Raw genomic sequence first — 26,754 nt, 5'->3', positions numbered from 1 at the left:
TCCCGCCCACCTGTCCCGCCCCCTGTTCCGTCGCCGAGGCCGGAGCGCGCGGGTCAGGGCAGCCAGGTGCCGGTGTGCATCAGGTCGCGGTCGGCGAGTTCGTTCTCCTCGCGCCAGGCGCGCACGGTGAGGGGGGTGATGCGGAGGAACACCCAGCGGGGGCCGCGTGGGCTCCAGCCCCGGAGTTTCGCGGCGAAGGCATCCCTCGTCGCGGAGGGAAGGTCCGCCGCCTCCACGATCCTCGCCTCGCCCTCGATCAGCACCACGTCACGGGTGTGGCCGACGGTGACCCGGATCAGCCCGTGGGGAGTCACGTTGACGGCCGTCGGGTTGGTCCGCCGGGTGGCCATCACCAGCGTGCCGGTCTCGTCCTCCCAGAGGAACGACAGCGGCACCAGGGTGGGAACGCCGTCCGGGGACGCCGTCGCCACCCATGCGTCCTCGTCCTGCCGCAGGCGGTCGAGGACGTCCTGCTTGCGCTGTTCCCGGCTGCGCGGGGGCTCGTACTCGGTCATGATCGACACGCTAGAGGGCGGCCACCGCTCGCGCCTCGGGCCAGGGGCCTCGGGCAGGAGTCCTAGGACTCCTGGGACCTCGCAAATTCGGACCTTCGGTAACACCTCCGTACAACTCCTTCCGAGGCCCTTCGTTTGCCTCGAACGCCGCATTGGTGATCGAATGCATGCTCGTCGGCGGGCCGCTGATCCGACGAAGACGTCCAGCTGTCAGGGCCCCGAAGTGCGAAGCGCCCCTGGGGGTACGTAAGAGATGTTCGGCCGTTGGCTGGGAAACAGAGGCCGGGCGGGTGGGCGCGGTGGGGCCCTCGCCGGAGTCCAGGTACCGCGTACCGCGGGCGTGCTCAGCTGCCGGGTGCTGGACCCGGTCAACGAACCGGTTCAGCAGGCCGAGTTCGTCCTGACCGACAGCGTCGGCCGTAAGGTGACCGCCGGTGAGACGGACCCCTTCGGAAGTCTTCTCGCCACGGTCCCGGCCGGTGACTACCGGCTGGCGGTCAAGGCCGAGGGGTTCACCCCGTTCCACGGGGCGGTGACGGTGGCCGAGGGGGCGCACGCCACCCTGGGCGATGTGACGCTCCAGGTGGCGCAGCCCCCGCAACTGCCCGACCCCGGGGACTGGGACATCGAGCCGAACCACTCGCAGATCGGCTTCACCGCCCGGCACATCGGGCTGGCCCGCATCCACGGCCGGTTCAACACCTTCGCCGGGGCGGTCCGGATCGCCGACCGCATGGAGGACTCCGCCATGCACGTGATCATCGACGCGGCGTCGATCGACACCAATGTGCAGATGCGCGACGACCACCTGCGCTCCGGCGACTTCCTCGACGTCGGCCGCTATCCGACGCTGGAGTTCTACAGCGAGCGCTTCGTCCACCGGGGAGGCAACCGGTGGGGTGTCACCGGTGCGCTGACCCTGCACGGCGTCAGCCGTACGGTGACGCTGGACACCCGGTACCTCGGTCTCGGCAACGGCCTGGAGGGTGAGACGCGCGCCGCCTGCCGGGCCACCACCGAACTGCACCGTGAGGACTTCACCCTCACCTGGCAGACGATGCTGGCGCGCGGGATCGCGGTGGTGGGGCCCAGCATCAGCATCGACCTGGACATCCAGATCGTGCCCCGGGGCTGAACCGGCCGGGCGCGGGCGGGCGTGCCGGAGCGGTTACGGCTTCTCCAGCCAGCCTTCGTACTCGGCGGCGAACTCGTCGAGCGCGGCCGGGTCCAGGCGCCCGGTCGCGTCCTCCACGACGACCAGCCACTGGGCGTCCTCGGCGTCGTCCTCGCCGGCCAGCGCGTCCCGTACGAGCTGGGGCTCCTCGGCGACCCCGAAGCGGTCCGCCAGCTCTTCGGCCACCTCCTCGGCGGCGTCGCGGTCGGGCAGCACCAGTACATGTCTCACATCGCTCACCCGGACATTCTCCGGTACGGCAGCCGTGGCCCGTGCCCTGGGCCGCCTGGGCCGTCCTTGGCTGTCAGTGGGGCGTGGGATGCTGGATCGCGATGGCCACCAGGAAGAATTCCACCAACGATCCGCTCGCTCCCGTCACCCTCGCCGTGGGCCAGGAGGACCTCCTCCTGGACCGTGCGGTGCAGCAGGTGGTGGCGGCCGCGCGTGCTGCCGACGCCGACACGGACGTACGTGATCTGACGTCCGACCAGGTGCAGCCGGGCACGCTGGCCGAGCTCACCAGCCCTTCGCTCTTCGCCGAGCGCAAGGTCGTGATCGTGCGCAACGCGCAGGACCTCTCGGCCGACTCGGTCAAGGACGTCAAGGCGTATCTCGGTGCGCCGGTCGAGGAGATCACGCTCGTCCTGCTGCACGCGGGCGGCGCCAAGGGCAAGGGGCTGCTGGACGCGGCGCGCAAGTCCGGGGCGCGGGAGGTCGCCTGCCCGAAGACCACCAAGCCGGCCGAGCGGCTCTCGTTCGTACGGTCGGAGTTCCGGACCCACGGGCGGTCCGCGACGCCGGAGGCGTGCCAGGCGCTGGTCGACTCCATCGGCAGCGATCTGCGCGAGCTGGCCAGTGCGGTGTCCCAGCTGATCGCGGACGTCGAGGGCACGATCGACGAGGCGGTCGTCGGGCGCTATTACACCGGGCGGGCGGAGGCGTCGTCGTTCACCGTCGCCGACCGGGCGGTCGAGGGGCGGGCGGCGGAGGCGCTGGAGGCGCTGCGGTGGTCGTTGTCGACCGGGGTTCCGCCCGTGCTGATCACCAGTGCGCTGGCGCAGGGGGTGCGGGCGATCGGGAAGCTGTCCTCCGCGAGGGGCGGGCGGCCGGCCGACCTTGCCCGGGAGCTGGGGATGCCGCCGTGGAAGATCGACCGGGTGCGGCAGCAGATGCGGGGGTGGACGCCGGACGGGGTGGCGGTGGCGCTGCGGGCCGTGGCCGCGGCGGATGCGGGGGTGAAGGGCGGGGGGGACGACCCCGAGTACGCCCTGGAGAAGGCCGTCGTCGTGGTCGCTCGGGCCGCGAGGTCGGGGCGGTAGCCGTTCCTTCCGGGTTCGCCGCGGGGTGCGGGGCCCTGTCGTCACCGGTTCCGTCCTCAAGCGCCGGACGGGCTGGGATTGCCTTCGCGTCGCGCCAGCGGGTGCGGGCCTGCGTGTGATTACCTGTTCCGTCCTCAAGCGCCGGACGGGCTGGAAATGCGCCGGGTGGGCTGGAGATGCCCTGGGCGGGCTGAAGGCGAACGCGCGGAAGCCCCGGGGCTCGATCTGGGGAGATCGGAGGCCGGGGCTTCCGGGACATGCTGTGGTGCGCCGCACCCGCGTGGCGAACGCAGGTTCGGTGTGCGGCGCGGGGTGCCGGTCAGGGGCGGGAGAGAGGGCCCGCTGGTCCGTCCCGGCGCATCACATCAGTGAGCTTCGGGAAGAAGCTCAGGCCGACAGGGCGGCAACCTTGGACGCCAGCGCCGACTTCTTGTTGGCGGCGGCGTTCTTGTGGATGACACCCTTCGAGACAGCCTTGTCGAGCTGACGGGAGGCGTCGCGGGCGGCCGTGGTGGCCTTCTCGACGTCACCGGCAACGGCGGCCTCGCGGGCCTTGCGGATCGCGGTCTTGAGCGACGACTTGACGGCCTTGTTGCGCAGGCGCGCCTTCTCGTTGGTCTTGTTCCGCTTGATCTGGGACTTGATGTTCGCCACGAAAGAGCCTTTTCAGGTTCGTTGGATCTTCTAGGTGAGCCCCGCCGCTCGTGAGAGCCACGAGGCACAGCTGTCCACGGTAGCAGTCACCCTCCGACCGGCCCAAACCGGTCGCTGCCCCGCAGGCGTGGGACGATGGAGCCTACGTATCGATCCGACCGACGATCCGACCGACCCGACATCGACCCGAGACACGGCGTTCGGCGTCTCAAGAATCAGGACCCTGCGTGCCCGCGACTCCTTCCAACGTGCCCGAGCCGAGCCGTACCGACCCGGCGCTGATCCGCAATTTCTGCATCATCGCGCACATCGACCACGGCAAGTCGACCCTTGCCGACCGGATGCTCCAGCTGACCGGTGTGGTCGACCAGCGGCAGATGCGTGCTCAGTACCTCGACCGGATGGACATCGAGCGCGAGCGCGGCATCACCATCAAGTCCCAGGCGGTCCGGCTGCCCTGGGCCCCCACCGAGGGTGAGGACAAGGGGCTGACCCACGTCCTCAACATGATCGACACCCCGGGCCACGTGGACTTCACCTACGAGGTCTCCCGTTCGCTCGCCGCTTGTGAGGGCACGGTCCTGCTGGTCGACGCCGCGCAGGGCATCGAGGCCCAGACGCTGGCCAACCTCTACCTCGCGATGGAGAACGACCTCACCATCGTCCCGGTGCTCAACAAGATCGACCTCCCGGCCGCCCAGCCGGAGAAGTTCTCCGAGGAGCTGGCCAACCTCATCGGCTGCCAGCCCGAGGACGTGCTCAAGGTCTCCGCCAAGACCGGCGTCGGCGTGGACGCGCTGCTCGACCGGGTCGTGCGCGACGTGCCGGCCCCGGTCGGTGTCGCGGACGCCCCCGCCCGCGCGATGATCTTCGACTCGGTCTACGACTCGTACCGCGGCGTCGTCACCTACGTCCGTGTCGTCGACGGCCAGCTCAACAAGCGCGAGCGCATCCGGATGATGTCGACCGGCGCCACTCACGAGCTGCTGGAGATCGGGGTGTCCTCCCCGGAGATGACCCCGGCCGACGGCATCGGCGTGGGCGAGGTCGGCTACATCATCACGGGTGTGAAGGACGTCCGGCAGTCCAAGGTCGGTGACACGATCACCTCCTTGCAGAACGGGGCGACCGAGGCGCTGGGCGGTTACAAGGACCCCAAGCCCATGGTGTTCTCGGGGCTGTATCCGCTGGACGGCTCCGACTACCCGGACCTGCGCGAGGCGCTGGACAAGCTCCAGCTCAACGACGCCGCCCTGGTCTACGAGCCGGAGACCTCCGCCGCGCTCGGCTTCGGTTTCCGTGTCGGCTTCCTCGGCCTGCTCCACCTGGACGTGGTCCGCGAGCGGCTGGAGCGCGAGTTCGGGCTCGACCTGATCGCCACCGCCCCCAACGTGGTCTACCGCGTCGAGATGGAGGACGGCACCGAGCACGTCGTCACCAACCCGAGCGAGTTCCCCGAGGGCAAGATCGACAAGGTGCACGAGCCGGTCGTGCGCGCCACGGTGCTGGCCCCGAGCGAGTTCATCGGCGCGATCATGGAGCTGTGCCAGGGCCGTCGCGGCACCCTGCTCGGCATGGACTACCTCTCCGAGGACCGGGTCGAGATCCGCTACACCCTGCCGCTCGCGGAGATCGTCTTCGACTTCTTCGACCAGCTGAAGTCCAAGACCCGGGGTTACGCCTCCCTCGACTACGAGCCCACCGGCGAGCAGACGGCCAACCTCGTCAAGGTCGACATCCTGCTCCACGGCGACAAGGTGGACGCGTTCTCCGCGGTCACGCACAAGGACAAGGCGTACGCGTACGGCGTGCGGCTCGTCGCCAAGCTGCAGAAGCTCATCCCCCGGCAGAACTTCGAGGTGCCGATCCAGGCGGCCATCGGCGCCCGGGTCATCGCCCGTGAGACCGTCCGCGCCATCCGCAAGGACGTCCTCGCCAAGTGCTACGGCGGTGACATCTCCCGTAAGCGGAAGCTGCTGGAGAAGCAGAAGGAGGGCAAGAAGCGGATGAAGATGGTCGGCAACGTGGAGGTTCCGCAGGACGCCTTCATCTCCGTCCTGTCGACCGACGAGTCCGCGGGGGAGGGCAAGGGCAAGAAGTAGCCCCCGCCCGCTCCTCCGTGCACCGTCCCGGCCTCGGCCGTCGACGGCAACCGTCCCGGCCCCGGCCGTCAAGGGCACCAAGGGCCCTCACGCCGCAGTAACGTGCGGCGTGAGGGCCCTTTCGTTATGAAAGCGGCGGCCCGTTGCCTCTTACGTGGCGCGCGCGTGCGCTCTACTCTGATCACGCATCGTTGGTTACTCGCCAGTTAAACAAGCCGAACAAGCAGGTTGCGCAGCAGGACAGCCGCAGTAGTCGCAGGATCAAAGAAGCCGGTCGTAGCAATGCCGCAGGCCCGGAGGACGTCGTGAGCGACACACAGACCTTGATCGATAACCGGCCGCCCTCCGTGGCGTCCCTCTTCATCGACCGCGTGGCGGCGACCCCCGACGGGGAGGCGTACCGCTATCCGGTGCCGTCGGCCTCGGGGCAGGGTCCCGACGACTGGAAGTCGCTGAGCTGGGGCCAGGCCTCGGAGCGGGTCTACGCGATCGCCGCCGGGCTGATCGCGCTCGGCGTGCAGCCGGAGGAGCGGGTCGCTCTCTCCTCGGCCACCCGGGTGGAGTGGATCCTCATCGACCTCGGGGTGATGTGCGCGGGCGCCGCGACCACGACGATCTACCCCTCCACGAACGCCGAGGAGTCCGCGTTCATCCTGGCCGACTCCGAGAGCCGCATCCTCATCGCGGAGGACGCCGAGCAGCTGGCCAAGGCACGGGAGACCCGCGCCGACCTGCCGGACCTCGCCCATGTCGTGGTCATCGACCCGGCCGGCGTCGAGCCCGCCGAGGGTGACCCCGAGGGCTGGATCATCACCCTCGCGGACCTGGAGGCGCGGGGCAACGAGCTGCTCGCCAAGACCCCGGACGCGGTCACCGAGCGGGTCGCGGCCATCACCGCCGACCAGCTGGCCACCCTCATCTACACCTCGGGCACCACCGGCCGCCCCAAGGGTGTACGGCTGCCGCACGACAACTGGTCGTACATGGCCAAGGCCACCGTCTCGACCGGCCTCATCAACGCCGACGACGTGCAGTACCTCTGGCTGCCGCTCGCCCACGTCTTCGGCAAGGTCCTCACCTCGGGGCAGATCGAGGTCGGCCATGTCACCGCGGTCGACGGCCGCATCGACAAGATCATCGAGAATCTGCCGGTCGTCCAGCCGACCTACATGGCGGCCGTCCCCCGCATCTTCGAGAAGGTCTACAACGGGGTCGCGTCCAAGGCCCGTGCGGGCGGCGGAGCGAAGTACAAGATCTTCCAGTGGGCGGCGGGGGTGGGCCGCGAGTACGCCAAGGTCTCCCAGGACAACTTCCGGCGCACCGGCAAGGCCTCCGTCCCCTTCGCGCTCGGCGCCAAGCACAAGGTCGCCGACACGCTCGTCTTCTCCAAGATCCGCGAGGCCTTCGGCGGCCGGCTGCGCGCCTGTGTCTCCGGCTCCGCCGCCCTCGCCCCGGACATCGGCTACTTCTTCGCGGGCGCCGGGGTGCACATCCTGGAGGGCTACGGCCTCACCGAGAGCAGCGCCGCCTCCTTCGTCAACCCGGGCGAGGCCTACCGCACCGGCACCGTCGGCAAGCCGCTCCCCGGCACCGAGGTGCGCATCGCGGACGACGGCGAGATCCTGCTGCGCGGCCCCGGCATCATGCAGGGCTACCACAAGCTGCCCGACAAGACCGAGGAGGTCCTGGAGTCGGACGGCTGGTTCCACACCGGGGACATCGGCGAGCTGTCGGCCGACGGCTACCTGCGCATCACCGACCGCAAGAAGGACCTGATCAAGACGTCGGGCGGCAAGTACGTCGCCCCGGCGGAGGTCGAGGGCCAGTTCAAGGCGGTCTGCCCGTTCGTCTCCAACATCCTGGTGCACGGCGCGGACCGTAACTTCTGCACCGCGCTCATCGCCCTCGACGAGCCCACCATCCTCGGCTGGGCCGCCGAGAACGGCCTGGCGGGCAAGTCGTACGCGGAGGTCGTCGCCGCCCCGCAGACCGTCGAGCTGATCGACGGGTACGTCCAGCGCCTCAACGAGGGCCTGCAGCGCTGGCAGACCATCAAGAAGTTCCGCCTCCTGCCGCGCGACCTGGACGTCGAGCACGGCGAGCTGACCCCCAGCCTCAAGCTGAAGCGGCCGGTCGTCGAGCGCGAGTACCAGGGGCTCATCGACGAGATGTACGCGGGCTCGCGAGAGGCCTGAGGTACGCGGGCTCGCGCGAGGCCCAGCGGCTGCGCGCGTGAACCCGTCCGGGGGCTCGGCCCCGGACGGGCACGGCGGGGAGTGCGGACCCTCACGGGCCCGGGCTCCCCGCCCGTTTGTTTCCCTGCGCGGGGGCCGCATGCCGTGTCGCCGCCCCCGCCGGTTCAGTCGCGGCGAGGGCGGGCTTGCAGGACCCCGGCGAGCAGCACCACCAGCACTCCGGCGGCGGGGATCACCAGCAGGCCGGTGCGCAGGCCGGCCGCGTCGGCGACCTGGCCGACGACCGGCGGCGACAGCAGGAAGCCCAGGCGCATGAGCCAGGAGACGATCGTCAGACCGGAGCCCGGTTTGAGCCCGGGCAGCGCGTCGGCCTCGTGCATCGCGGCGGGCACCAGGGTCGCCACCCCGAAACCGGCCAGGGCGAAGCCCAGGACGGTGCCGGGCAGCGTCGGCACCGCCAGGGCGAGACCCATGCCGACCGCCGTGATCAGCCCGCCGGCCCGGGCCACGGCACGCTGGCCGAAGCGGTCGACGAGGCGGTCACCGATGACGCGCCCGATGAACTGGGCGCCCACCAGAGCGATGAAGCCCGAGGCGGCGAGAGCCGCGGAGGCGTGCAGGGCGTCGCTCAGATAGAGGGCGGCCCAGGAGTTCCCCGCGTCCTCCACGAGCGTCCCGGCCGTGGCGATCAGGACGAGGGCCGCCAGCACCAGCCCGACGCGCGAGGTGCCGCGCGCCCCTTCCGCGCCGCGCTGCTCCGGGCCGGTTTCCTCCGGTTCGCTGTCCGGTCCGGGGAGGCAGAAGCGCAGGGCGGCCCCGGCGGCGGCTACGAGGACGACGGCCGCGACCGCCAGGTGCACGCCCAGCGACAGACCCAGCGACATCGCCCCCGCCGCCATCAGCCCACCGGTGACCGCGCCGATGGACCAGATCGCGTGGAAGGAGTTGAGGATGGACCGCCCGTAGAGGCGCTGTACCCGCAGACCGTGCGCGTTCTGCGCGACGTCCGTGAGCGCGTCCATGGCTCCGGCCAGGAACAGGGCGGTCGCGAACAGGGCGACCGACGGGGCCAGACCGGCGGCCAGGATTCCGGCACCCGTCAGCAGCGTTCCGAGGACCGCGACCCGCGCCGAGCCCATACGGCGGACGAGCACCCCTGCCGCGAGGCCCGCCGTGATGGCCCCCGCCGGGAACGCGGCGACCGCGAGACCGTAGGCGCCGTTGCCGATCGCCAGATCCTCCTTGATCTGCGGATACCTCGGCAGCAGGTTGGCGAACAGGGCCCCGTTCGTGAAGAACAGGACGGCTACGGCGGCCCGCGCGTGGCGCGCGGCGGGGAGAGGCCGTGTCTCGATGTCGACGGTCATGCGGATGACCCTAGCTCCAGAGCGTACGAGCGTACACTCTTCGGGATCGGTGAATTCCGACCGAGTGGTAGGTAATCCCTCGCTCGGGAGATGGTCCGGGGCCCGGTACCCGCCGTATGCGCGTCCGGTTAGGCTGGCCTTGCCTGGTGTGGTACCCGGCGGACGGAACAGGGCAGAGGCGGGGCGCAGGTGAGAGACGGTGACCGGGCCCGTGCCCGGCGTGCGCCCGGGGTGAGGCGTCGTGGATGAGATCGCGCTCGCGGCCGGAGCCTTGTACGTCATCGTCCTGCTGCGCGCCGGAGGGACGTTCGCCGTCGGGTGGCTCGCCGGAGCCGGTGCCCGGCGCAGCCGGTTCGCCGAGCGGACCTCCTCGGCGAAGTTCCGGCGTGCCGAGCGGGCGATCCAGCGGTGGGGCGCGCCGGTGGTGGCCGTCTCCTTCCTGACGGTCGGCTTCCAGACCGCCGCCAACTTCCTCGCGGGGAGCATGCGCATGCCCCTGTCGCGCTACCTCCCCGCCCTGTTCGTGGGCGGAGCCGCCTGGGCGCTGATCTACGCGACCGCCGGCTTCGGCATCCTCAAGGGGCTGGGGCGGCTCTTCGCCGAGCAGACGGCCCTCGGAGTGGCCGGCGTGGTCGTCCTCCTCCTCGCGGTGGGCGGCGTGCTGGTGTACCGCAGGCGGCGCGCGGTGGGGATGAGCGGGACCCCGGACGCCGTGGTGATCGACGAGGCGGACGTCCCGTCCGCCGGTGACGCCGCTTCCGACAAGTCGTAACCCGTCCCGCGCGTTCGAATCTGCTCGATTTTCTGCTCACTTCCGTAACTCGGTGCTTATGGATGCGGCCGGTCTGTCACCCTGTCGGTGTCGTCCGATCCGTAGGAGCCGCCCCGTGGCGCCCATTCCCTTGCAGCGGGACACCGTGCAGCGTCCCGGCACCATCCGTGCCGGGGGTGTGTACGGCCCGCGCCTGGCCAGTCGCACCAGCCTGCCCGGGATACCGCTCGCCCCGTCCGCCGCCCGGCGGTTCGTGCGGGCCGCGCTCGCAGAGTGGACCGGGCTCGGGGTGCCCGCCGCCGTGGGGTTCAGCGACCGGCTGGCCGACGACGCCGTGACCGTCACCAACGAGCTGGTCACCAACGCCGTCGTGCACGCCGGCACCACCGTCGACCTGGTCCTCAGGCTGGAGGAGGAGGGCGGCGACGAGCCGTCCGCCGCCCTCGTCCTGGAGGTCACCGACCACCACCCGGCCCGCCCGGTCAGCGGCGACGAGCCGGCGCCCGCACCCGAACCGGGCCGGGCGGTCGCCGGGGAGCTGCCGGACCCTGCCGAGTACGGCCGAGGCCTCCAGCTCGTCGCCACCCTCGCCGACTCCTGGGGCATCACCTACCGCACCGGCCTCAAGACCGTCTGGGCCCGCCTCCCCGTCGATGACTGGAGCGCCCCGCCCGCCCCGCCCGACGGGGAGGCCCTGCGGCGCGGCCTGCGCGCCGCCGAGATCCTCGCCCCCGCCGCCCGGCGCACCGAGCGCGACGACGCGGTCTGGGACAGCCGGGGCGCCCCCGCCTTCCTCGCCGAGGCATCCGACCTCCTCGCCGGGCAGCTCGACGAGGACCTGGTGGCCGCCATAGCGGGCCAGCTGCTGGTGCCCCGGCTCGCCGACTGGTGCGCGATCTGGCTGGAGGCCGAGGGCGGAGGACCGGCCGCCGAACCCCGGCTCGCCCGGGTGTGGCACAGCGACGAGACCGGCGCCGAGCCTCTGCGCACCGCCCTGGAGCATGCCCCGGTCACCCTTCCCGCCGGGGCGGGCTCCGGCCCCGTCCCCGTGCCCTGGCCCGCGCACTCCGGCCACCCCGCCGATCAGCACGGGGAGCCCGAGGACGCCGCACCGGCGCATCCCGACGGCCGGGACGGGGCCGCGCTCGCGTTCCGCATCACCGCCGGGGGCCGGATGCTCGGCACCGTCCTCGTCGGACGGGAGGGCGACGCCCAGGTCCCCGAGGCCGTCTCCTCGCTGATCGAGGACTTCGTCCGCCGCCTCGGCCTCGCCGTCGGCGCCGCCCGCGCCTACACCCGGCAGGCCACCATCAGCCGGATCCTCCAGCGCGGCCTGCTCCCCAGCAAGGTCGCGGACATCCCCGGCGTCACCAGCTCCCTCGTCTACGAACCGAGCGACGACGGCGTGGTCGGCGGTGACTTCTACGACATCTTCCCGTGCCCCGGCGACCGCTGGTGCTTCGTCCTCGGCGACGTCCAGGGCTCGGGCCCCGAGGCCGCCGTCGTCACCGGCCTCGCCCGCCCCTGGCTCCGGCTGCTCTCCCGGGAGGGCTTCGGTGTCGGGGAGGTCCTTGACCGGCTGAACCGGCTGCTCCTCGACGACGCCATGGAGGCCGCCGAGGCCGCCGCCCTGATGGTCGCCGCCGCCGGGGGCCAGCAGCTCCACGACGGCACCCAGTCGCGGTTCCTCTCCCTGCTGTACGGGGAGGTCGTGCCGCTCCCCGACGGCGGGGTCCGCTGCACGGTGGCCAGCGCCGGACACCCGCTGCCCCTGCTGCTGCGCCCCGACGGCTCCGTACGCCCGGCCGCCGAGCCCCAGGTGCTGCTCGGGGTCGTCGAGGACGTGGCGTACGAGAGCCAGGTCTTCGACCTCGCGCCCGGGGACACCCTGCTCTGCGTCACCGACGGGGTGACCGAGCGGCGGTCGGGCCCGCTGATGTTCGACGACGGGGACGGGCTGGCCCGGGTGCTCGCCGGATGCGCCGGGCTGCCCGCCGAGGCCACCGCCGAGAAGATCCGGCGCGCGGTCCACGAGTTCGCCGAGCGGCCCCCGGACGACGACGTGGCCCTGCTGGTCCTGCACGCGGACTGAACGGGCCCGGTCCGGGCCCGAGCCGGGCCCTGGCCAGGCCCGAGCCCGCCCGGTCCGGGAAGCTCCGGCGGCGAGCGACAATGGTCGGTATGCCCTCCGTACTGCCCGATGGTGAGCCCGTGCCCGACGACGGGGCGCTGCCCCGCCATGCCCTGGAAGGCGCAGCCGGCCGCCCGCTCGGCTTCTACCTGCACGTTCCGTACTGCGCCACCCGCTGCGGCTACTGCGACTTCAACACCTACACCGCCACCGAGCTGCGCGGCTCCGGCGGAGCGCTGGCCTCCCGCGACAACTACGCCGTCCACCTGATCGAGGAGGTCCGCCAGGCCCGCAAGGTCCTCGGCGACGACCCCCGTCCGGTCCGTACCGTCTTCGTCGGCGGCGGCACGCCCACGCTCCTCCCCGCTGCCGACCTCGTCCGCATGCTGGGGGCGATCCGGGACGAGTTCGGGCTCGCGGACGACGCCGAGATCACCACCGAGGCCAACCCCGAGTCCGTCGACCCGGCCTACCTCGAAGCCCTGCGCGAGGGCGGCTTCAACCGGGTCTCCTTCGGGATGCAGAGCGCCAAGCAGCACGTCCTGAAGATCCTCGACCGCACCCACACCCCCGGCCGCCCCGAGGCCTGCGTCGCCGAGGCGCGCGCGGCGGGCTTCGACCACGTCAACCTGGACCTGATCTACGGCACCCCCGGCGAGTCCGACGACGACTGGCGGGCCACCCTGGACGCCGCGATCGGCGCGGGCCCCGACCATGTGTCGGCGTACGCCCTGATCGTCGAGGAGGGCACCCAGCTCGCCCGCCGCATCCGGCGCGGGGAGATCCCGATGACCGACGACGACGCCCACGCCGACCGCTATCTCATCGCGGACGAGGCCTTCGCCGCCGCCGGTTTCCACTGGTACGAGGTCTCCAACTGGGCCACCACCGAAGCCGGCCGCTGCCTGCACAACGAGCTGTACTGGCGCGGCGCCGACTGGTGGGGCGCGGGCCCCGGCGCCCACAGCCACGTCGGCGGCGTGCGCTGGTGGAACGTGAAGCACCCCGGCGCGTACGCCCAGGCGCTCGCCGAGGGCCGCTCGCCCGGCGCCGGCCGCGAGATCCTCGCCGGGGAGGACCGCCGGGTCGAGCGCATCCTGCTGGAGCTGCGGCTCCGCGAGGGCTGCCCGCTGGACCTCCTGAAACCCGACGGCCTCGCCGCCTCCCGCCGCGCCCTGACCGACGGGCTGCTGGAGGCGGAGCCGTACGACCAGGGCCGCGCGGTCCTCACCCTGCGCGGGCGGCTCCTCGCCGACGCCGTCGTCCGCGACCTGGTCGACTGAGCCCCCGGGACGAGGGCCTCACGGTGCGTCGACCGAGTACCCGGGACGACGGCCTCACGGCTTGCAGTCCTTGGCCGTCAGCGGCGGCGCGACACCGGCGGGCTTGCCGCAGACCAGCGCCCGTTCCGCGCTCGGCCCCGGCCGGACCACCTTGACGATGTTCAGGCCGTGCACATTGTCCGAGACAGAGGACCGCGCCCGGCTGAACGAGATCGTCCCCGTCGGCATGTTGTTCAGGTCCACCGTGTGCAGCGTCGCCCAGGTCTCCGCCGCGCTCCGCCGTTTGTCGCCGCGCGCCGCCGCGTCGTACAGAGCCGCCGTGGCGCTGTAGGAGATCACGGTCTGCCCGCTGGCGAACAGGTCGTCCTCGTACGCCGGACGCCCCGAGACCAGCGCGGTCACCTCGCCCTCGGGGTGCAGCCGCCGCAGAGTGCGGTACGCGTCCCCGTAGAAGCCGAGGTTCTTCCCCCGGTCCAGCGGGGCGAGCGAGGAGTGGTAGAGCGTGACGTTGGCCGCGATGGACGTCGAGTCGTCGAACGTCCCCTTCGTCAGATCGTCCCCGGTGAACACCGTCATCCGCCGGTCCGAGCACCCCGTGGTCTCCGACAGGCCCCGCATCAGCGTCGGTACGTCCTCGACCCGCCCCGCGAAGTACAGCGCGTCGGGAACCCGCTCGGCCTGGCAGATGGTCGTCAGCGGAGTGTTCAGGCTCGCCCCGCCCGCCAGGTCGTACGTCACCGCCTTCCCCGGTTCGAAGCCCGCGTCCTCAAGCATCTTGGCGCCCGCGTCCCGCTGCTCGGCGGTGTACCGGTCCAGGTCCCCGTTGCGGTCCTCGCGCGACAGCACGATCGCGTGCGGGCGGTCGAGGCCCTTCGCGATCTGCCGGGCCACCAGACCCAGCGCATGCGTCTGTTCCTCGTCCGTCGCCGCGAGGCCGAAGTAGTTCGGGTACTCGCGGGGCAGGTCGCTGCTGGAGTTCGTCGTGTTCACCACCGCCAGCCCGGCCTCCCGCAGCAGCTTCGTAGCCTTCTCGCTCTCCTGGGTGTTCCGGCCGAGACCGACCACCCCGACCACCGTCGGATCCCGCCGGGCCACGTCGATGATCTTCTTCACCGCGGTGAGCTGCCGCAGCATGTCCTCGCCGCCGTTGGCGGTCAGCACCCGCAACTTCACCGACCGGCGCACGGTCTTGTTCACCGCCCGCTGCTGGAGATAGACCCCCGTCAGCTCCTCCAGCCCCTTGCGGGTCGCCTCCCGGTCCTTGCCCGTGGCGGTGAGCGGACCGGCGTACACGACCGTCACATACGCGTCGCCCGCCTCGATGTCGTCGTTCTCCTCGCGGATCGCCTGCTCGATCCGCTCGAACGTGATGCCCTTGCCCGCCCCGTTCAGCTCCAGGTCGTTGCCCTCCGCGAAGAGCACCTCGGGCGCGGTCGCCACACCCACGCACTCCCGGTCGCCATCCGGCCCCTGCCATATCGCGTCCGTGTTCCGGTCGGTCAGCGGCCCGTGGCAGTACGTGTCGCGCCAGTGCCCGGCCCACAGGAACGCCCCCAGCAGCGAGCCCACGACGGCCACGGCGATCGTCGCCCGCGACATCACCCACCACGCCCAGGTCCGCCGCACCCGGTGGGTGACGAGCTGGGCGTGCGCGTGCTCATGGGTCAGCTTCTCGGTGGACAGCGGCAGCAGCAGCACCCACGCCAGGGTCGCCGCGGCCACCGGCGACTGGCCCAGGCTCAGATCGTCGACCCAGCGCTCGTAGCGGGCCCGGGCCCCGGACGAACCGGTCGGCGCACCCGGACCCGGCCGCTCCGGGGGCAGCGGCGGGGTGTGCCGCATGATCTCGGAGGCCGGCAGCGAGGCGAGCAGCAGCAGCGGATCGACCTCACTGCGCCGCGACCGTACGTTGTTGATCGCGTTGATCAGCAGGATGCCGCCGTTGTCCTGCGTGGCCCGGGGCAGGAACACCACCGGCGGGACCGTGCGCTTGCTGCGCCGCCAGTCCAGGGAGTGCGGGCGGTAGCTGTGCCGCAAATCCTCCAGCAGCGCCTGCACCCGCAGCTCCAGATGGAACTGGCGCGCGTGCTCGTCACCCGCCCCCGCGTCCGCCACCCGCTCCGCGACCGCCGCCGCCCGCGCCCGGATCACCCGCCACGAACCGCTCGGCGAGAACCACGACCAGCCGTCCGACGGATAGCCCGTGCTGGACGCGGCCAGCGAGGAGGTGGTGGCGAACCAGCGGCTGGCCCGGCGCAGCCACAGCAGCGGCGGCGCGGCCCGGCTCGCCAGGCCCACCACGGCCAGCCCGATCAGCGCGAGGGCCGCCACCAGGGCCGTCAGCAGCCAGTCGATCTCCCCGAGCAGCACGCTGAGCAGCGCGATGAAGAGCGCCCCGACGAACGTCTCGGGCCGCACCGACTGCCGCAGCGCTTCCCACCGGGTTCCCCCGCGCGGCCGGCCGGACCGCCAGCGCAACCGGCTCAGCTGCTCCAGGATCCTTTCCTCACGGACCTCGGAGGGGTTGCCGCCGGACTGCTCGACCACGGTCGCGGTGGCCTGCTCGATCGCGCCGAGCAGCCGCGAGCGCGGAAAGGAGAAGTTCTTGTACTGGGTGTTGTCCCGGGTCTCCCACGGCTTCTCGGAGAGCGTGCGCACCATGTCGAGCGCCGCCTCGTACGGAGTCGCCCCGGCGCCGTCGAGCAGCCGCACCGGGACCCGGCGTAACTCGTTGGCCCGGTGCACCTGGTGCACCAGCTCCTCCACCCGGGCGTCGATCTCCGGCCCGGCCCCGGCGTCCGCCGCCTGGGCGACCACGAGCGGCATCACCGGGCGGTTGACCCGGTAGCGGTCGATCAGCTGCTGCATCAGGTGGAAGACGGCCGAAGCCGCCTCGTTGTCGGCACTTTCCTGCCAGACCTCGCGCGCCATCGTCCCGTGCCCTTCCCCCGTGAACCGCCGGCCCGTTCGCACTCTCGGTAACCCTCAATAACCGATGGTGCGTGTGGGACGCAGGCATTCCTAGAGATCGGTACGTGATCGTCCGGGACGGACCGGAATCAGCCCGGGGACATCACTCCGGAAGGGTGACGAAGTCGATCAATTCCTCTACCCGGCCCAGTAGTTGGGGTTCCAGGTCCTTGTAGCTGCGGACCTTCGACAGAATGTGCTGCCAGGCCGCCCCGGTGTTCTCCGGCCACCCCAGCGCCCGGCACACACCCGTCTTCCAGTCCTGGCCCCTCGGCACCACCGGCCAGGCGTCGATCCCCACCGAGGACGGCTTCACCGCCTCCCACACGTCGATGTAGGGGTGCCCCACCACCAGCACATGGTCACCGGTCACCTGAGCCGCGATCCGGGACTCCTTGGAGCCGGGCACCAGATGGTCCACCAGCACCCCGAGCCGCGCGTCCGGCCCCGGCCCGAACTCCCCGACGATCACCGGAAGGTCGTCGACGCCCTCCAGGTACTCCACGACGACGCCCTCGATGCGCAGGTCGTCGCCCCACACCCGCTCCACCAGCTCCGCGTCGTGCCGGCCCTCCACATAGATCCGCCCGGCCCGCGCCACCCGGGCCCGCGCGCCGGGCACCGCCACCGAACCGGAGGCCGTACGCGTGGGACGCACCGGGCCGCCGGGGCCCGGGCGCACCAGCGTGACCACCTTGCCTTCCAGCAGGAAGCCGCGCGGCTCCATCGGGAACACCCGGTGCTTGCCGAACCGGTCCTCCAGGGTCACCGTCGGCCCCTGGGCGGTCTTCTCGCAGCGGATCACCGCCCCGCAGAAGCCGGTGGCGACCTCCTCCACGACCAGATCGGGTTCGGCGGGCACCTCGGGCACGGGGGCGGACCGCTTCCACGGCGGGGTCAGGTCCGGCTGGTAGCTGCGCATGGCCCGACGATAATCGGCCCGCCGCCGTGAAGAACCTCACGCCGCCGGGAAGATCCTCGACACCGCCGAGGAGATGGTCACACCGCCGCGAAAGTCCTCGCCGCCGCAGAGGAGATCCTCACGCCGCCGGGAACGTCCTCGACGCCGCCGCGAAGACGCTCACGCCGTCGCGAACCGCTCCGCCAGCGCCGCCCGTTGCTTCCGGACGAACGCCGCGTCCACCACCGCCCCGTGCCCCGGTACGTACAGGGCGTTCTCGCCGCCCAGCTCCAGCAGCCTCTCCAGCGCGGCCGGCCAGCGTCCGGGCGCCGCGTCCGGGCCCGCCTGCGGATCGCCCGACTCCTCGACCAGATCGCCGCAGAGCACCACCGGAGGCTCGCCGTCCGAGCCCGGCACCAGCACCGCGAGGTCGTGGCTGCTGTGGGCGGGGCCGAGATCGGCCAGCAGTACCCGGCGGCCGCCGCCCAGATCGAGCGTCCGCTCGCCGTGCACCTCCTGGCGCGGGACCACCAGCGTGTCCGCCGACCGGGCCGCCTCGTCCTCCGGGACGCCCTGCCGCACGGCGTCCCCGTACAGCGCCTGCTCCCCCTCCCGCAGCAGGGCGGTGAGCCCCGCCGAGCCGTACACCCGCACCCCGGCGAACGCCGCCGTGCCCAGCACATGATCGAAATGGGGGTGGCTCAGTGCGATATGCGTCACCCTGCGGCCGAGCAGCGCCTCGGCCTGCCGCCGCAGCTCCACACCCTCGCGCAGCGTCGAGCCGGTGTCGTACAGCAGCACCCCCTCCGCGCCGGCGACCAGCGCGACGGTGGCGTCCCAGCCCGGGAGCCGCCTCCGGCCGACACCATTGCCCAACCGCTCCCACCCGAAGTCTTCCCAAGCGACGTCCATACCAGGACGCTATCGGCAACGACCAGCGCGGTCCCGGGGCGGGGCGGCCGGTCGCCCTTGCCCAGGCCCCACCCCACCCCCGTACACTGACGACGGGATTGCTGGCACTCGTACGCACCGAGTGCCAGTCGGGGACCGGAGACGGACAGCTGGAGGTGTGCGCGATGCTCAGCGAACGCAGACTCGAAGTGCTGCGCGCCATCGTCCAGGACTACGTCGGCACGGAGGAGCCCGTCGGCTCCAAGGCGCTGACCGAGCGGCACCGGCTGGGCGTCTCCCCGGCCACCGTCCGCAACGACATGGCGGTGCTGGAGGACGAGGGCTTCATCGCCCAGCCGCACACGAGCGCGGGGCGCATCCCCACCGACAAGGGGTACCGCCTCTTCGTCGACAAGCTCGCGGGCGTCAAGCCGCTGTCCTCGCCCGAGCGCCGGGCCATCCAGAACTTCCTCGACGGCGCGGTCGACCTCGACGACGTGGTCGGCCGGACGGTGCGGCTGCTCGCGCAGCTGACCCGGCAGGTCGCCGTCGTGCAGTACCCCTCGCTGACCCGCTCGACGGTGCGGCACGTGGAACTGCTCTCGCTCGCCCCCGCCCGGCTGATGCTGGTCCTGATCACGGACACCGGCCGGGTCGAACAGCGTATGATCGACTGCCCTGCGCCGTTCGGTGAGACATCGCTGGCGGATCTGCGGGCCCGGCTGAACAGCCGGGTCGTCGGACGACGCTTCGCGGATGTCCCGCGCCTGGTGCAGGAGCTGCCGGAATCCTTCGACAGCGAGGACCGGGGGACGGTTTCCACGGTTCTCTCCACCCTCCTCGAAACACTCGTCGAGGAGACGGAGGAGCGGCTGATGATCGGCGGCACCTCCAACCTCACCCGCTTCGGACACGACTTCCCGGTGATGATCCGGCCGGTGCTGGAAGCACTGGAGGAGCAGGTCGTCCTGCTGAAGCTGCTCGGTGAGGCCACGGACTCCGGCATGACCGTACGGATCGGGCACGAGAACGCCCACGAGGGGCTCAACTCCACGTCCGTCGTCGCGGTCGGCTACGGTTCGGGCGACGAGGCAGTCGCCAAACTCGGCGTGGTCGGACCGACCCGCATGGACTACCCCGGAACGATGGGAGCGGTACGCGCAGTGGCACGTTACGTCGGACAGATCCTGGCGGAGTCGTAAGTGGCCACGGACTACTACGCCGTACTCGGCGTGCGCCGCGACGCATCTCAGGACGAGATCAAGAAGGCATTCCGTCGGCTCGCCCGCGAGCTGCACCCGGATGTCAACCCGGACCCGAAGACCCAGGAGCGGTTCAAGGAGATCAACGCCGCTTACGAGGTGCTCTCGGACCCGCAGAAGAAGCAGGTCTACGACCTCGGCGGCGACCCGCTCTCCGCGAACGGCGGAGGCGGCGGTGCGGGCGGTTTCGGAGCCGGCGGCTTCGGCAACTTCTCCGACATCATGGACGCCTTCTTCGGCAACGCCGCGCAGCGCGGGCCCCGTTCGCGGACCCGGCGCGGCCAGGACGCCATGATCCGGCTGGAGATCGACCTCAACGAGGCGGCCTTCGGCACCACCAAGGACATCCAGGTCGACACGGCTGTCGTCTGCAACACCTGCAGCGGCGAGGGCGCGGCCCCCGGCACCTCCGCCCAGACCTGTGACATGTGCCGCGGACGCGGTGAGGTCTCGCAGGTCACCCGGTCCTTCCTGGGCCAGGTCATGACCTCGCGGCCCTGCCCGCAGTGCCAGGGCTTCGGCACCGTCGTGCCGACCCCGTGTCCGGAGTGCGCCGGCGACGGCCGCATCCGCTCGCGGCGCACGCTCACGGTCAAGATCCCGGCGGGCGTCGACAACGGCACCCGTATCCAGCTCGCCGGAGAGGGCGAGGTCGGCCCCGGCGGCGGCCCGCCCGGCGACCTGTACGTGGAGATCCACGAGCTGCCGCACGCCGTCTTCCAGCGGCGCGGCGACGATCTGCACTGCACGGTCACGATCCCCATGACGGCCGCGGCCCTCGGCACCAAGTGCCCGCTGGAGACGCTGGACGGCCTGGAGGAGATCGACATCCGGCCCGGCACCCAGTCCGGCCAGTCCGTCCCCCTGCACGGACGCGGGATCACGCATCTGCGCGGTGGCGGCCGGGGCGACCTGATCGTGCACGTCGAGGTGATCACCCCGTCCAAGCTCGACCCCGAGCAGGAGCGGCTGCTGCGGGAGCTGGCCAAGCTGCGCGGCGAGGAACGACCCCTGGGTCAATTCCAGCCAGGTCAGCAGGGCCTCTTCTCCCGTCTGAAGGACGCGTTCAACGGCCGCTGAACCGCTTTTGGCCTTTCACCGCACCGCCCGCCGGTTCTCCACCGGCGGGCGGTGCGGCGTTCGGCGGGAGAACCGGTCAGGCCGTCGGCTGGCTGATTCGGCCCCGTGCACGGGACGTGGCACGATGCGCTCATGTCCTCCGAGTTGACCGATCTCTGCCGGTATCCGATCGTGCAGGCCCCCATGGCGGGCGGCGCGTCCGGTCCCCAGCTCGCCGCCGCCGTCGCCGAAGCCGGCGGGCTCGGATTCCTGGCCGCCGGGTACAAGACGGCGGACGGGATGTACAACGAGATCAAACAGCTCCGCCGGCTCACCTCCGGCCCGTTCGGCGTGAACCTCTTCATGCCGCAGCCCGCACTCGCCGACCCCAGCGCCGTCGAGGTCTACCGCCACCAGCTCGCCGGCGAGGCCGCCTGGTACGAGACCCCGCTCGGCGACCCGGACAGCAGCGGCGACGACGGCTACGAGGCGAAGGTCGCGATCCTGCTGGACGACCCGGTCCCGGTCGTCTCCTTCACCTTCGGCTGCCCCACCCGCGACACCCTGGACGCCTTCGCCCGCGCGGGGACGCACACCATCGTCACGGTCACCTCCGCCGAGGAGGCCCAGAGCGCCCAGTGGGCGGGCGCCGACACCGTCTGCGTCCAGGGCGTCGAGGCGGGCGGCCACCAGTCCACCCACCGCGACGACCCGCAGGTCGACCAGACCGGCACCGGGCTGCTCTCCCTCGTCACCCAGGTCCGCGAGACCGTGCAGATCCCGATCGTCGCCACCGGCGGCCTGATGCGCGGCTCCCAGATCGCCGCAGTCCTCGCGGCGGGCGCGGACGCCGCCCAGCTCGGCACCGCCTTCCTGGTCTGCCCCGAGTCCGGCGCGCACCTGCTGCACAAGCAGGCCCTGACCAACCCCCTGTTCGTCCGCACCGAGCTGACCCGCGCCTTCTCCGGGCGGCCCGCCCGCGGCCTGGTCAACCGCTTCGTCCGCGAACACGGCCCGTACGCCCCCGCCGCCTACCCCCAGGTCCACTACGTCACCAGCGGACTGCGCCAGGCCGCCGCCAAGGCCGGGGACGCCCAGGGCATGGCCCTGTGGGCCGGACAGGGCCACCGGATGGCCCGCGAACTGCCCGCGGGCGAGCTCATCGAACTGCTCGCCGCCGAACTGGAGGCCGCCCGGGCGGCCCTGAGCATGAGGAGCCCCCGGTGACCGCACCGGTCTTCGTCGTCGAACGGATGCCCACCGGAACGGAGTTCGTCCTGGAAGGGCCCGAGGGGCGGCACGCCGTCTCCGTCAAGCGGCTCCAGCCGGGCGAGGACGTCGTCCTGACCGACGGACTCGGCCACTGGGCGGAGGGCGAGGTCCGCTCCGCCGAGGGCAAGGACCGCCTCACCGTCACGCTCCCCGCGGGCGTCCAGGAGGAGCCGGAGCCCACGCCCCGGATCACCGTCGTCCAGGCGCTCCCCAAGGGGGACCGGGGCGAGCTGGCCGTCGAGACGATGACCGAGACCGGCGTCGACGCGATCGTGCCCTGGCAGGCGGCCCGCTGCATCACCCAGTGGAAGGGCGACCGGGGCGCGAAGGCCCTGACGAAGTGGCGCAGCACGGCACGCGAGGCGGGCAAGCAGTCCCGCCGGGTGCGCTTCCCCGAGGTGGCCGAGGCCATGACGACCAAGCAGGTCGCGGCCCTGCTCGCCGGAGCCGACTTCGCCGGGGTCCTCCACGAGGACCGCGACCACGACAGCACTCCGCTCGCCACCGCCGAACTCCCGGCCGAGGGCACGATCGTGCTCGTCGTCGGCCCCGAGGGAGGCGTCTCCCCGCAGGAGCTCGCCGCCTTCGCCGAGGCGGGCGCCCTACCGGCTCGGCCGCAGCGTGCTGCGTACGTCACGGCGGGGACGGCGGCGACCGCGCTGCTGCTGGGACGCACCGGCCGCTGGGGATGAACCGCTGCCGGGACGCACCGTGCCGCAGGCATGAACCGTGCCCGGCGGCCCGGCAAGAGGCTCTAGCATGAGCCGTACTGATCATCAGCGAATGAGGAGGCCCGGCGCCATGGCGGGAGAGCCGCAGTCCGACTGCCTGTTCTGCAAGATCGTCTCGGGGGACATCCCGGCGACCATCGTCCGCGAGAGCGAGACCACCGTCGCCTTCCGCGACATCAACCCGCAGGCCCCGACCCACGTCCTGGTCATCCCCAAGGTCCACTACCCGGACGCCGCCTCCCTCGCCGCCGCCGAGCCGAAGATCGCCGCCGACGTGCTGACCGAGGCCGGAGCGGTCGCCGCCGACGAGAAGATCGACTCCACCGGCTACCGGGTCATCTTCAACACCGGGTCCGGAGCCGGCCAGACCGTCTTCCACGCGCATGCCCACGTCCTGGGCGGCCGCGGCCTCCAGTGGCCCCCCGGATAACCCTTCCCGTACAGCAGCAGCGCAGGAGCGTTTCCCCATGTCCGTACGCGAGCTGGTGGTGCTCGGCACCGCCAGCCAGGTCCCCACCCGGCACCGCAACCACAACGGCTATCTGCTGCGCTGGGACGGCGAGGGCATCCTCTTCGACCCCGGTGAGGGCACCCAGCGCCAGATGCTGAGGGCCGGGGTCGCCGCGCACGACATCCACCGGATCTGCGTCACCCACTTCCACGGCGACCACTCCCTCGGGCTCGCCGGGGTGATCCAGCGGATCAACCTGGACCAGGTGCCGCACCCGGTCACCGCCCACTACCCGGCGAGCGGGCAGCACTTCTTCGACCGGCTGCGGTACGCCACCGCCTACCGCGAGACCGTCGCGCTTGCCCAGGAGCCGGTCGCCGGGGACGGCGGAATCCTCGCCACCACCCCCGCGTACACCCTGGACAGCCATCGGCTCTCGCACCCCGTCGAGTCGTACGGCTACCGCCTCACCGAGCCCGACACCCGCCGTATGCTGCCCGCCCTGCTCACGGAGCACGGCATCGCAGGACCGGACGTGGGCCGCCTCCAGCGCGAGGGCTCCTTCGGCGGCGTCACCCTGGAGCAGGTCTCCGAGCACCGGCGCGGGCAGCGGTTCGCGTTCGTCATGGACACCCGGCTCTGCGACGGGGTGTACGCGCTCGCCGAGGGCTGCGACATGCTCGTCATCGAGTCGACCTTCCTCGACGAGGACGAGAAACTCGCCGTCGACCACGGCCACCTGACCGCCGGACAGGCCGCCCGGGTCGCGAAGGAGGCCGGCGTCCGTCACCTCGTGCTGACCCACTTCTCCCAGCGCTACAGCGACCCGGAGCTCTTCGAGACCCAGGCCCGCGCCGCCGGGTTCGACGGCGAACTCACCGTCGCCCAGGACCTCATCCGCGTCCCGGTCCCCACCCGGCACCACTGACCCCACCAGCACCACCGTTTGCGAGACACCGTGCACCTCCCCAAGGCCGAACTCCACCTCCACATCGAAGGCACCCTCGAACCCGAGCTGGCCTTCGCCCTCGCGGAACGCAACGGGGTGACCCTGCCCTACGCCACCACCGAAGAACTGCGCGCCGCCTACCAGTTCGACGACCTCCAGTCCTTCCTGGACCTCTACTACGCGCTGATGGCCGTCCTGCGCACCGAGGACGACTTCGCCGAACTCGCCGACGCCTACCTCGCCCGGGCCGCCGCCCAGGGCGTCCGGCACGCCGAGATCTTCTTCGACCCGCAGGCCCACACAGCCCGGGGCGTCCCCATCGGCACGGTCATCGAAGGGCTCGGCCGCGCGCTGGAGCGCAGCGAGGAGACCCACGGCGTCTCCACCCAGCTCATCCTGTGCTTCCTGCGCGACCTGTCCGCCGAATCGGCCCTCGGCACCCTCGACGCGGCCAAGCCCTATCTCCACCGGATCAGCGCCATCGGCCTGGACTCCGCCGAGGTCGGCCACCCGCCCGCCAAGTTCCGCGAGGTGTACGAGGCGGCCACCGCGCTCGGCCTGCGCAAGGTGGCCCACGCGGGGGAGGAGGGCCCGCCGGAGTACATCCGGGAGGCCCTCGACATCCTCGGCGTCGAGCGCGTCGACCACGGGCTGCGCTGCATGGAGGACCCGGAACTGGTGGCACGGCTGGTCGCCGACCGGGTGCCGCTCACGCTCTGCCCGCTCTCCAACGTACGGCTGCGGACGGTCGACACGCTGACCGACCACCCGCTGCCCGCGATGCTGGCCGCCGGACTGCACTGCACCGTCAACTCCGACGACCCCGCCTACTTCGGCGGGTACGCCGGAGACAACTTCGACGCCGTCCGCGACGCGCTCGCCCTGGACCCGGAGCAGCTGCGCACCCTGGCCCGCAACTCCTTCGAGGCGGCCTTCCTCGACCACGACGAGGAGCGCCGGGCGCGCTACCTGGCCGAGGTCGAGGCGTACGCGTTCGACTGACCGGAACCGCCGTCCGGACCGGCCGTCCGGATCGCGCTGCGCACCAGCCGCCTGCGCCGTACGCGCAGTTCCGTGACGGCCTGCTCCGGCGAGCCGAGCTTCGGCACCGCGCCGGACAGGCCGCCGGTGGTGGCGGCGAGCAGCGCGGCCGGGGCGCCACCGCGACGGCGTACCGAACCGGGCACCAGCGGACGGCCGCCGGTGTGCAGCGCCACGGCGGTCACCGGGGCGGCGACCAGCAGGGTGGCCGCCCCGAGGATCAGCCCCATCGCCGGATAGCCGGCCTCCTCGGAGAGCACGCTCCCCAGCAGCGGGCCGCAGGCCACCCCTATCGAAGAGGCCGAGCCCGCCAGCACCGCCCAGCGGCCGCGTATGTCGAGGGAGGCGGCGAGACCGATCAGGTAGGAGAGGACCACCGGGTAGACGGTGTTCCACATGATCTCGCCGGTCGCGAACGAGCCGAGGTCCCGGGCCGACGAGCTGAGCACGATGCTCGCGGCGATGACCACGGTCCCGAGCCCGATCGGCACCGCCCGGCCGAGCCGTGCGCCGAGCAGCCCGGCACCGGTCACCCCGAGCAGCCCCGCACCGAGCGCGGCGGCGAACACCGCGCCGACGGTGACCTCGGACAGCCCCGCCTGGTCGAGGCCGATGCGGCTGCTCACGCCCCACAGCGCGTTCTGGGCCATGGACCAGACGAGCATGCCGCCCGCCAGGACGAGCCCGGAGCGGCGGTGCGGCAGCCGGCCGGTGATCGGCGAGCTGGTCTCCTCCGCCGTCCGCGCACCGTCGAGCCGGGCGGTCGCGGGCCAGACGAGCAGGGCGACCAGGGCGATCGCGGCGAAGGGAAGCCGGTGGCCGCCGCCGAGATGAGGGATCGTCAGGTAGAGGACACCCGCCGTGGCGGAGACGGTGAGCAGTCCGAGCGAGGAGGTCCGGTGCGGGTCGCGCCGGGCGGCGATCCCGGATGCCGCGACCGCCGTCGCCGTGCCCGAGCCGAAGCCGCCGACCATCACACCGAACACCACCAGCGGTACGGATCCGGCGAGCGCGGCACAGCCGTAGCCGACGGCGGCAAGTATCAGTCCGGCGCGGGCGGGGGTGCGGGCCCCGAACCGCTCGACCCGGCCCGCCAGGGCGAAGCCGGCGCCGGCCGAGCTGAGGAGCAGGGCGCTGCCGACCAGACCGGCCTGGGCGGGACTCAGCCCGAGATGGGCGCTGAGCCGGCCGACGACGGTGGGGAGGAGATAGGAGGCGAGGTAACCGGCGGTGAACACGGCCACCAGGGGCCACGCGGCACCAGGGCGCGAGGACATGGGCGTTCCTGAAGACATGCCTGAGCAGGCGGGGGGGAGGGGAGGGGGGTACGGCGAAAAGGCAAGGGGGAGGTAGGGCGCGGTACTGCGGGAGGGCAAGGGGAGGTAGGACGGGGCGCTGCGGGAAGGCAGCGGGAGGTAGGGCGGGGTCCTGCGCGAAGGCAGGGGGAGGCAAGGCAAGGGGTACTGCGGGAAGGCATGGGGGTGCTGCGGGAGGTATGGCGCTGTGCCAGGGGATTGCGGCTCTCGTCGGACAACGTCCCCGAAGGTGCTCGCGGGGCAATTTGTATCAAGCGCTTCCGGCTCCCCGAAAGCCGCCCTGATGTGATCTGAGTCACTTATGCGTTTATGCAGTCGAACACCGGGTATTAGCGCATGTTTATGCAGGTCAGGCGTGCTGCGAACACATGGGCGCGGACACTGCGTTCCCCTCCGCGG

General features: G+C 72.0%; 22 protein-coding genes. 14 read left to right on the top strand and 8 right to left on the bottom strand.

What is annotated here, in order from left to right; all coding sequences use genetic code 11:
• Positions 1–53 precede the first annotated feature (53 nt).
• Positions 54–515 (bottom strand): pyridoxamine 5'-phosphate oxidase family protein, encoded by a 462-nt coding sequence (locus WQO_RS10595; RefSeq protein WP_029182688.1) that lies wholly within the window; start codon positions 513–515, stop codon positions 54–56.
• A 253-nt stretch (positions 516–768) separates the two neighbouring features.
• Here WQO_RS10595 and WQO_RS10590 point away from each other — a divergent pair, with 253 nt between their 5' ends.
• A complete protein-coding gene (locus WQO_RS10590; RefSeq protein ID WP_029182689.1) occupies positions 769–1,650 on the top strand; it encodes a YceI family protein in 882 nt (293 codons plus the stop codon).
• A 33-nt stretch (positions 1,651–1,683) separates the two neighbouring features.
• Here the strand turns inward: WQO_RS10590 and WQO_RS10585 are convergent, their stop codons facing one another.
• A complete protein-coding gene (locus WQO_RS10585; protein WP_029182690.1) occupies positions 1,684–1,929 on the bottom strand; it encodes a hypothetical protein in 246 nt (81 codons plus the stop codon).
• 92 nt (positions 1,930–2,021) lie between these two features.
• Between WQO_RS10585 and holA the strand changes: the two genes are divergently transcribed.
• Entirely contained in the window at positions 2,022–3,008 is a 987-nt protein-coding gene (gene holA / locus WQO_RS10580) for a DNA polymerase III subunit delta (RefSeq protein WP_010064144.1), read from the top strand.
• A 387-nt stretch (positions 3,009–3,395) separates the two neighbouring features.
• Here the strand turns inward: holA and rpsT are convergent, their stop codons facing one another.
• Positions 3,396–3,662 (bottom strand): 30S ribosomal protein S20, encoded by a 267-nt coding sequence (gene rpsT / locus WQO_RS10575; protein ID WP_010064145.1) that lies wholly within the window; start codon positions 3,660–3,662, stop codon positions 3,396–3,398.
• Between the two features lie 227 nt (positions 3,663–3,889).
• Between rpsT and lepA the strand changes: the two genes are divergently transcribed.
• Together lepA and WQO_RS10565 are read left to right on the top strand one after the other, a co-directional pair.
• On the top strand, positions 3,890–5,764 hold the full coding sequence (gene lepA / locus WQO_RS10570) for a translation elongation factor 4 (protein WP_003969244.1): 1,875 nt from the start codon (positions 3,890–3,892) through the stop codon (positions 5,762–5,764).
• A gap of 305 nt (positions 5,765–6,069) precedes the next feature.
• A complete protein-coding gene (locus tag WQO_RS10565) occupies positions 6,070–7,959 on the top strand; it encodes an AMP-dependent synthetase/ligase (RefSeq protein WP_010064148.1) in 1,890 nt (629 codons plus the stop codon).
• A 164-nt stretch (positions 7,960–8,123) separates the two neighbouring features.
• Here the strand turns inward: WQO_RS10565 and WQO_RS10560 are convergent, their stop codons facing one another.
• The gene (locus WQO_RS10560) at positions 8,124–9,326 is read right to left on the bottom strand and encodes an MFS transporter (protein ID WP_010064149.1); all 1,203 of its coding nucleotides are present in this window, start codon (positions 9,324–9,326) and stop codon (positions 8,124–8,126) included.
• A 241-nt stretch (positions 9,327–9,567) separates the two neighbouring features.
• Here WQO_RS10560 and WQO_RS10555 point away from each other — a divergent pair, with 241 nt between their 5' ends.
• From WQO_RS10555 to hemW, 3 genes are all read left to right on the top strand, one after another.
• Entirely contained in the window at positions 9,568–10,098 is a 531-nt protein-coding gene (locus tag WQO_RS10555; RefSeq protein ID WP_010064150.1) for a DedA family protein, read from the top strand.
• Between the two features lie 115 nt (positions 10,099–10,213).
• Complete coding sequence (locus tag WQO_RS10550) at positions 10,214–12,190, top strand: ATP-binding SpoIIE family protein phosphatase (RefSeq protein ID WP_029182691.1); 1,977 nt, start codon at positions 10,214–10,216, stop codon at positions 12,188–12,190.
• 80 nt (positions 12,191–12,270) lie between these two features.
• Positions 12,271–13,512 (top strand): radical SAM family heme chaperone HemW, encoded by a 1,242-nt coding sequence (gene hemW, locus WQO_RS10545; protein ID WP_029182692.1) that lies wholly within the window; start codon positions 12,271–12,273, stop codon positions 13,510–13,512.
• Positions 13,513–13,566: 54 nt separating this feature from the next.
• On the opposite strand, the gene WQO_RS10540 is transcribed toward hemW, so the two are convergent.
• The 3 genes from WQO_RS10540 to WQO_RS10530 all read right to left on the bottom strand — a co-directional run bounded on the left by WQO_RS10540 (position 13,567) and on the right by WQO_RS10530 (position 18,295).
• Entirely contained in the window at positions 13,567–16,443 is a 2,877-nt protein-coding gene (locus tag WQO_RS10540; RefSeq protein ID WP_058953940.1) for an ABC transporter substrate-binding protein, read from the bottom strand.
• Between the two features lie 142 nt (positions 16,444–16,585).
• The gene (locus WQO_RS10535; RefSeq protein ID WP_010064155.1) at positions 16,586–17,404 is read right to left on the bottom strand and encodes a DUF3097 domain-containing protein; all 819 of its coding nucleotides are present in this window, start codon (positions 17,402–17,404) and stop codon (positions 16,586–16,588) included.
• Between the two features lie 159 nt (positions 17,405–17,563).
• Complete coding sequence (locus WQO_RS10530) at positions 17,564–18,295, bottom strand: MBL fold metallo-hydrolase (RefSeq protein ID WP_029182693.1); 732 nt, start codon at positions 18,293–18,295, stop codon at positions 17,564–17,566.
• A gap of 164 nt (positions 18,296–18,459) precedes the next feature.
• On the opposite strand from WQO_RS10530, the gene hrcA reads away from it, so the two are divergent.
• The 7 genes from hrcA (at position 18,460) to WQO_RS10495 (ending at position 25,000) form a co-directional block, all read left to right on the top strand.
• On the top strand, positions 18,460–19,476 hold the full coding sequence (gene hrcA / locus WQO_RS10525) for a heat-inducible transcriptional repressor HrcA (protein ID WP_010064157.1): 1,017 nt from the start codon (positions 18,460–18,462) through the stop codon (positions 19,474–19,476).
• Complete coding sequence (gene dnaJ, locus WQO_RS10520; RefSeq protein ID WP_010064158.1) at positions 19,477–20,616, top strand: molecular chaperone DnaJ; 1,140 nt, start codon at positions 19,477–19,479, stop codon at positions 20,614–20,616.
• A 132-nt stretch (positions 20,617–20,748) separates the two neighbouring features.
• Positions 20,749–21,822, top strand: coding sequence for a nitronate monooxygenase (locus WQO_RS10515; RefSeq protein ID WP_010064159.1), 1,074 nt, complete (start codon positions 20,749–20,751; stop codon positions 21,820–21,822).
• Positions 21,819–22,559 carry a 16S rRNA (uracil(1498)-N(3))-methyltransferase gene (locus WQO_RS10510; RefSeq protein ID WP_058953939.1) on the top strand — a complete coding sequence of 247 codons (741 nt, stop codon included), beginning with the start codon at positions 21,819–21,821 and terminating at the stop codon, positions 22,557–22,559. The genes WQO_RS10515 and WQO_RS10510 overlap by 4 nt, the downstream gene beginning before the upstream one ends.
• Positions 22,560–22,668: 109 nt before the next feature.
• Complete coding sequence (locus WQO_RS10505) at positions 22,669–23,028, top strand: histidine triad nucleotide-binding protein (RefSeq protein ID WP_010064161.1); 360 nt, start codon at positions 22,669–22,671, stop codon at positions 23,026–23,028.
• A gap of 37 nt (positions 23,029–23,065) precedes the next feature.
• Entirely contained in the window at positions 23,066–23,977 is a 912-nt protein-coding gene (locus tag WQO_RS10500; protein WP_010064162.1) for a ribonuclease Z, read from the top strand.
• Positions 23,978–24,007: 30 nt separating this feature from the next.
• Entirely contained in the window at positions 24,008–25,000 is a 993-nt protein-coding gene (locus WQO_RS10495; RefSeq protein WP_010064164.1) for an adenosine deaminase, read from the top strand.
• Here WQO_RS10495 and WQO_RS10490 read toward each other — a convergent pair.
• Positions 24,964–26,316, bottom strand: coding sequence for an MFS transporter (locus WQO_RS10490; RefSeq protein WP_058953938.1), 1,353 nt, complete (start codon positions 26,314–26,316; stop codon positions 24,964–24,966). The two genes, WQO_RS10495 and WQO_RS10490, sit on opposite strands and share 37 nt — an antisense overlap.
• Positions 26,317–26,754: the final 438 nt, after the last annotated feature.

Source organism: Streptomyces globisporus C-1027, assembly GCF_000261345.2.
Lineage (GTDB): Bacteria > Actinomycetota > Actinomycetes > Streptomycetales > Streptomycetaceae > Streptomyces > Streptomyces pakalii.
This window is presented reverse-complemented; position numbering and strand designations above follow the sequence as displayed.

Excerpts from the sequence above, each read along its gene's own strand:
- WQO_RS10595 (WP_029182688.1), bottom strand. The coding sequence starts at position 515 with ATGACCGAGTACGAGCCCCCGCGCAGCCGGGAACAGCGCAAGCAGGAC.
- WQO_RS10590 (WP_029182689.1), top strand. The coding sequence starts at position 769 with ATGTTCGGCCGTTGGCTGGGAAACAGAGGCCGGGCGGGTGGGCGCGGT.
- holA (WP_010064144.1), top strand. The coding sequence starts at position 2,022 with ATGGCCACCAGGAAGAATTCCACCAACGATCCGCTCGCTCCCGTCACC.
- WQO_RS10560 (WP_010064149.1), bottom strand. The coding sequence starts at position 9,326 with ATGACCGTCGACATCGAGACACGGCCTCTCCCCGCCGCGCGCCACGCG.
- hemW (WP_029182692.1), top strand. The coding sequence starts at position 12,271 with ATGGTCGGTATGCCCTCCGTACTGCCCGATGGTGAGCCCGTGCCCGAC.
- WQO_RS10540 (WP_058953940.1), bottom strand. The coding sequence starts at position 16,443 with ATGGCGCGCGAGGTCTGGCAGGAAAGTGCCGACAACGAGGCGGCTTCG.
- WQO_RS10535 (WP_010064155.1), bottom strand. The coding sequence starts at position 17,404 with ATGCGCAGCTACCAGCCGGACCTGACCCCGCCGTGGAAGCGGTCCGCC.
- WQO_RS10530 (WP_029182693.1), bottom strand. The coding sequence starts at position 18,295 with ATGGACGTCGCTTGGGAAGACTTCGGGTGGGAGCGGTTGGGCAATGGT.
- hrcA (WP_010064157.1), top strand. The coding sequence starts at position 18,460 with ATGCTCAGCGAACGCAGACTCGAAGTGCTGCGCGCCATCGTCCAGGAC.
- WQO_RS10515 (WP_010064159.1), top strand. The coding sequence starts at position 20,749 with ATGTCCTCCGAGTTGACCGATCTCTGCCGGTATCCGATCGTGCAGGCC.
- WQO_RS10505 (WP_010064161.1), top strand. The coding sequence starts at position 22,669 with ATGGCGGGAGAGCCGCAGTCCGACTGCCTGTTCTGCAAGATCGTCTCG.
- WQO_RS10500 (WP_010064162.1), top strand. The coding sequence starts at position 23,066 with ATGTCCGTACGCGAGCTGGTGGTGCTCGGCACCGCCAGCCAGGTCCCC.
- WQO_RS10490 (WP_058953938.1), bottom strand. The coding sequence starts at position 26,316 with ATGTCCTCGCGCCCTGGTGCCGCGTGGCCCCTGGTGGCCGTGTTCACC.